Below are 5796 nucleotides of genomic sequence, written 5' to 3'. Positions count from 1 at the left end.
CCCTCCACCGGACGTCGGCTGTCCGTAGGGGGCACCTAGCGTCCGCTGTCGGCTCCCCGCCCGGCCCCACCAGGGGCGCGGGGAACTGCGCGAGCAACCAGCGACGACCCGCAGCCGCCGGACGGGCCGGGGGACCGAGCTCGTGGGCGGCTTTTAGGGGCGCGGGGAACGGCGCGAGAAGTCCCCACAGGCCCGCACCCGCCGGACGGGCAGGGACGCCCGAGCTCGCAGGCGGCTTTTCAGGGGCGCGGGGAACTGCGCGACAAGCCCCCACCGGACCCGCAGACGCGCGCGCAGCGCAAGACGCACCCCCCGGTAGGCGCAGCCGCAAGGCGGCGCCTCAGAGGAAAAGGCTGAGCACGCCCACGACCCCGAACCCCGCCACGGAGAGAACCGATTCCAGCACCGTCCAAGAGCGCAGCGCGACCCGTTCCGGGATCCCGAAGTACTTCGCCACCATCCAGAACCCCCCGTCGTTCACGTGGGACGCGAAGATCGACCCTGCCGAGATCGCCACGATCACCAGCGCTCCGTACGGCTGGGAGACGCCGTCTCCCAGCATCGGGGCGACGATCCCCGCCGTCGTGACGATGGCGACCGTGGCCGACCCCTGGGCCACGCGCAGCACCACCGAGATGAGCCACGCCAGGACGACGACCGGCAGCCCGGCGTCGGCGAAGGTGTCGGCCAGAGCCTGGGCCACCCCGCTCCCTTTGAGCACCGCGCCGAAGACCCCGCCCGCGCCGACGACGAGCAGGACGTTGCCCACGGGCTTCAGCGACGCCGTCGAGACCCGTTCCAGCGACGCGCGTGACCAGCCACGTCGGATACCGAGCAGCCAATAAGCCAGGAACAACGCGATCGTCAAGGCCACGAAGGGGTGACCGAAGAATTCCACCACCGACCGGCCGGTCGACGGGTCGAACACCACGGAGGAGAAGGTCGCGAGCAGGATCAGCAGCAGGGGCGTACCGATGACCGTGAGCAGCACGCCCAGCGGCACCGGGGACTCTTCCCCGTGCCGTTCGGTGGTCACCGCCGCTCTCGCCTCTTCCGCTGCCGCGACCATGTCGGCCGGTACGGGGACGAAGACACGCTCACCGATCCACGCGGCGTACGCCCAGGCGGCCAGTACCGCCGGGATGCCTGCCGCGGTGCCCATGAGGATCACCCAGCCGAGGTCCACCTTCAGCAGTCCGGCCGCGGCCACCGGGCCCGGGTGCGGGGGCAGGAAGGCGTGCGTCATGGACAGTCCGGCCACCAGCGGCAGTGCGTACAGCAGGATCGACCGGCCGCTGCGCTGTGCCGCCGCGTAGACGATCGGCGCGAGCACGAAGATGCCGACGTCGAAGAAGACGGGGATACCGAAGAGGACCCCGGTCACCCCCATGGCCAGCGGGGCGCGCCGCTCGCCGAAGAGGGCCAGCAGCCGCGAGCTGAGGGCCTCGGCGCCGCCGGAGATCTCCAGTACGGAGCCCAGCATCGTGCCGAGCCCGATGATGACGGCGATGTGCCCGAGGGTGCCGCCCATCCCGGCCTCGACGAGCGAGACGGCGCCGGATTTCTGGACCGTACCGAAGAGTTCGGTGACGGACAGTCCCGAGGCGAGGCCCACGGCGATGGACACGGTGAGCAGGGCGACGAAAGGCTGGAGACGGAACTTGATGATCAGCAGAAGCAGGAGCGCGATACCGAGGGCGGCCACGGTCAGCAGGCCCCCGGTGCCGGGTATCAGGACGAGGAGACCGCATCTGCCGCCTCCTTCGCCCATGGCGAGCGTGGTGCGCATGGGAAACTCCGTTGTTTACGGGCAACTGTTTCCGGGCAACCTGCGGCGCCGGGCGAGCGGCGCGTACGAACTCGCCCGGCGGTAAAGGAGAAAAGGAAGAAAAGCGCGGTCAGCCGAGGACCGCGAGGGCGTCCATCTCGACCAGAAGGTCACCCGGCAGGCCGACGTACACCGTGGTGCGCGCCGACGGCACCGACTTCAGGTCGGCGAAGTACTCGTTGTAGATGTCGTTCATCTCCGCGAAGTGCGCGGGGTCGGTGAGGTAGACGCGCAGCATGATGACGTCCTCCCACGTCGCGCCGCCCTCCTCCAGGATCGACTTGACGTTGGCGAGGGTCTGCAGGGTCTGCGCGCGCAGGTCGTCACCGGCCGGGACCGGCTCCTGGCCCTCGACGGCGGGCAGGAAGCCCACCTGGCCGGCGACCTGGAGGATGTTGCCCTTCTTGACGCCGTGCGAGAACTTGGCGGGCGGCGCGGTGTGGGTGGGCGGCGTGAGCGCGATCTTCTCGAGCTTGTCGCTCATGAACTCTCCTTCTGTGGTTGAGGTTTTCCTGAGTACTCCGCGCTGATGGCGTCCGCGGTGCGGCGCAGCAGCGGGAGGAGTTCGAGGAGCCGGTCGGCGGTGACGACGACGTTCGGCGCGGAGATGGAGCAGGCGGCGACGGTCCGGCCGTCCACGCCGCGCACGGGGGCGCCGACGCAGTTGATCGACTCCTCGTGGCCCCCGAAATCGGTGGCCCACCCCTGCTCCCGCACGGCCGCGAGCTCCTTGAGGAACGCGGCGGCGTCGGGCGTGGAACGGGCGGTGTACGCGGGATAGTCGAGCCGCTCGGCGACGACGCGCCGCTCGGGTTCCGGCAGATCGGCGAGGAGCAGCTTGGCGACGGCGGCGACGGTGATCGCGACGGGCTTGCCGATGCGGGAGTACATCCGTACCGGGTACCGGCTGTCGACCTTGTCGATGTAGAGGACCTCGCCGTCCTGGTGAACGGCCAGGTGCACGGTGTGGCCGCAGCGCTCGTTGAGGTCGAGGAGGTACGGGTGGGCGATCTCCCTGATGTCGAGCCCCTCCACGGCCTGCTGGGCGAGGGCGAACAGCCGGGCACCCAGGCGGTAGCGCTGGTCCTGCTGCCGGTAGACGAAGCCGTGTTCGTGCAGGGTGCGCAGCAGGCGCAGCGCGGTCGACTTGTGGACGTCGAGCCGTCTCGCCACCTGTTCGAGATTGGCGGGCCCCTCGGCGAGCAGGGGCAGGATGCGGAGGGCGCGGTCGACGGTCTGGCTCATGCGGTACGTCCCTCCAGGGGCTGCTGGGTCCAGCCGGGGCCGAGGTGCAGTCTCCCCCATGCGGGGGTACCGAGGGCGACGAGCCGGTCGGCGAGTGCGCGCGGTGGTGGTGCGGCCAGGTCCCCGGGGACGGTGAGGGCGGCGGCGGCCATGAGGTGTCCGTGCCGCAACCGCCGCTCGACGGGCAGTCCGCGCAGGGTGCCGGAGAGGAACCCTGCGGCGAAGGCGTCCCCGGCGCCCACGGGGGCGACGACGTCGACGCGGGGTGCGGCGACGGAGACGGCGCTGTCGCCCACGTACGCGGTCGCCCCCGCGGCGCCCCGCTTGACGACCAGGACCTCCGGCTCGGGCAGCGCCTCCCTGACGGCGGCGGCCCCGCACAGCCCCCAGGCCGCCTCGGCCTCGTCCTCCCCGACGAAGACGATGTCGCAGCCGCGGGCGAGCTCCAGCAGCACACCGGGCCCTTCGGGAGCACCCCGCCACAGTGGCTCCCGGTAGTTGACGTCGAAGGAGACGACAGGCCGTCCGGCCCGGCGCCGCGTCAGCGCCCGGGTGAGGCCGAGACAGCCCGGGGACAACGCAGCAGTGATACCGGTGAGGTGGAGGACGCGGGCCGGGCCGAGGCTGTCGGCCGGAACGGTCTCCGGTGACATCGCGGAGGCGGCGGATCCAGCGCGGTAATAGGCGACTTCACCGGCATCCGGCATGCGCACGGGCCCCACGGCCCGCTCACCGGCCGTACGGAAATAGACGCCTGTAGGCCGCGCCGCGTCACGCCGTACCCCGGAAACATCGACACCGTACGCGGCGATGGCGGCCACCACGTACGCGCCGAATCCGTCGGCGCCCACTCGCCCGACCCACTTCGCGCGGTGACCGGCGGCAGCCAGCACGCACGCGACGTTCGACTCGGCGCCGCCGATGCCCCGCTCGAAGAGCGGCACGTCGGCGAGGCCGCCTGGGCGCGTGGGGCGGAAGGTGACCATGGACTCGCCGAGGCAGATCACGTCCGGCTCCTCGGAGGCGGTTGCGGCCATGGCACTCGCTCCTCGATCGGCAGCGCGCGCATGCCCTTTGTGCGCACTCTGCAACGGTTTCCGGGGCGACCATTGGGGACCGTTGACCCGGCACTTGCCGGGATGTTAGACAGCGAGGAGCGCTCTATGCAACGAAAGTTGCACATGCTGCAACGATAAACACGACACCCGCAGCCGGACCGACCTGGAGGCCCCATGGCAGCCGCCCGCCCCTCCACCGAGGACGCCCTCGCCCGCCTGGACGAGGAACGCGTCGACCAGCGTTTCAAGGGCCTGCCGCCGGACGCCGAGGGCAAGACCGTGGCCGAGCTGACAGCGGAGCACCGTTCGCTGTTCACCGGCGGATTCACCACACCCGTGCTCGCCCTGTCCGCCGAGGCGCTCGACCACAATCTCGCCCTGATGGAACGCTGGTCCGCCGAGCACGGCCTCGCGTTCGCCCCGCACGGCAAGACCTCGATGGCCCCGCTGCTGCTGGAGCGCCAACTGACGCACGGCGCCTGGGGCATCACGGCGGCGGTCCCCACGCAGGTACGCGTCTACCGCGCGTTCGGCATCCAGCGGATCTTCCTCGCCAACGAGGTCGTGGACGCGGCCGCGCTCCACTGGCTGGCGGCCGAACTCGCCGCGGACCCGGACTTCCGCCTCGCCGCCTACGTCGACTCCGTACGCGGCGTCGAGCTCATGGACGAGGCCCTCCGGGCGGCAGGCGCCACCCGTCCCCTGGACGTCGTCGTCGAACTGGGCGCCGAGGGCGGCCGCACGGGCATCCGCACGGAAGCCGACGGAAGAGCGGTGGCCGACGCCGTAGCGGCGGCAACCACCCTGCGCCTCGTAGGTGTCGCCGGATACGAGGCGGAGGTCCCGGGCGCCGACGCCGGGGTCGTACGCGCCTGGCTCCGCCGCCTCATCGCGCTGGCCGTCGAGTTCGACAAGGCGGACCGCTTCGCCGGGGTGGACGAGATCGTCGTCAGCGCGGGCGGCAGCGCGTGGTTCGACGCGGTGGCCGAGGTCTTCGCGGAGCTCCCGCCGCTCTCGGCACCGGTGTTGAAGCTGCTGCGGTCCGGGGCGTACGTGACGCACGACGACGGCACGTACCGCCACAAGACGCCGTTCAACCGCCACCCGGACGAGGGGGCCCTGCGGCCCGCCTTCCGCCTCTGGGCCCAGGTCGTCTCCCGCCCCGAACCGGGACGCGCCTACCTCAACGCGGGCAAGCGCGACGCGTCGTACGACCTGGGCCTCCCCGAGCCCCAACTCGTACGCTCCGCGCGGGACGGCTCCGTGCGGGCCGCCTCCGGCATGACGGTGATCGGCCTCGCCGACCAGCACGCGTTCGTCTCCCTGGAGCCCGGCACGGAACTGGAAGTGGGCGACTGGGTCGCCCTCGGCCTCTCCCATCCCTGCACGGTCTTCGACCGCTGGCAGATGATCCCGCTGGTGACGGAGGACGGCACCGTGACGAAGTACGTCCGCACCTTCTTCTGACCGACCGGCACCGGGGGTTGCTCACGCAGTTCCCCGTGCCCCTGACGGGGCGCGGCGAGCCGCCCGGCGCCGTAGGGCGGGGGCTCCGCCCCCTGCACCCCCAGCGGGGTGCGCCCGGCGCAGCCCACGCACGGAGAGCCGACAGCGGACGCAAGACGCCCCCTACGGATAGCCAATCGACGGTGGAGGGGGCGGGGC

5 protein-coding genes are annotated in these 5796 nt (G+C 71.7%); 1 reads left to right on the top strand and 4 read right to left on the bottom strand.

Annotated elements, in window-relative coordinates; translation table 11 throughout:
- Positions 1-340: 340 nt before the first annotated feature.
- From K6I34_RS29980 to K6I34_RS29965, 4 genes are all read right to left on the bottom strand, one after another.
- Positions 341-1789: a GntP family permease gene (locus K6I34_RS29980; protein ID WP_229330689.1), complete on the bottom strand. Its 1449-nt coding sequence runs from the start codon at positions 1787-1789 to the stop codon at positions 341-343.
- Between the two features lie 109 nt (positions 1790-1898).
- Positions 1899-2312: a RidA family protein gene (locus K6I34_RS29975; protein ID WP_229330687.1), complete on the bottom strand. Its 414-nt coding sequence runs from the start codon at positions 2310-2312 to the stop codon at positions 1899-1901.
- Entirely contained in the window at positions 2309-3073 is a 765-nt protein-coding gene (locus tag K6I34_RS29970; RefSeq protein ID WP_229330685.1) for an IclR family transcriptional regulator, read from the bottom strand. The genes K6I34_RS29975 and K6I34_RS29970 overlap by 4 nt, the downstream gene beginning before the upstream one ends.
- On the bottom strand, positions 3070-4110 hold the full coding sequence (locus K6I34_RS29965; protein ID WP_229330683.1) for a sugar kinase: 1041 nt from the start codon (positions 4108-4110) through the stop codon (positions 3070-3072). The genes K6I34_RS29970 and K6I34_RS29965 overlap by 4 nt, the downstream gene beginning before the upstream one ends.
- Before the next feature lie 195 nt (positions 4111-4305).
- On the opposite strand from K6I34_RS29965, the gene K6I34_RS29960 reads away from it, so the two are divergent.
- Positions 4306-5598 (top strand): amino acid deaminase, encoded by a 1293-nt coding sequence (locus K6I34_RS29960; protein WP_229330681.1) that lies wholly within the window; start codon positions 4306-4308, stop codon positions 5596-5598.
- Positions 5599-5796 lie beyond the last annotated feature (198 nt).

The sequence above is a fragment of the Streptomyces sp. UNOC14_S4 genome, from assembly GCF_020740835.1.
GTDB lineage: Bacteria > Actinomycetota > Actinomycetes > Streptomycetales > Streptomycetaceae > Streptomyces.
Note: the sequence above shows the minus strand (reverse complement) of the source record. Positions and strands in the feature narration are given on the sequence as shown.

What these genes read in the sequence shown, in the direction of transcription:
- K6I34_RS29980 (WP_229330689.1), bottom strand. Translation starts at nt 1,789, where the DNA reads ATGCGCACCACGCTCGCCATGGGCGAAGGAGGCGGCAGATGCGGTCTC.
- K6I34_RS29975 (WP_229330687.1), bottom strand. Translation starts at nt 2,312, where the DNA reads ATGAGCGACAAGCTCGAGAAGATCGCGCTCACGCCGCCCACCCACACC.
- K6I34_RS29970 (WP_229330685.1), bottom strand. Translation starts at nt 3,073, where the DNA reads ATGAGCCAGACCGTCGACCGCGCCCTCCGCATCCTGCCCCTGCTCGCC.
- K6I34_RS29965 (WP_229330683.1), bottom strand. Translation starts at nt 4,110, where the DNA reads ATGGCCGCAACCGCCTCCGAGGAGCCGGACGTGATCTGCCTCGGCGAG.
- K6I34_RS29960 (WP_229330681.1), top strand. Translation starts at nt 4,306, where the DNA reads ATGGCAGCCGCCCGCCCCTCCACCGAGGACGCCCTCGCCCGCCTGGAC.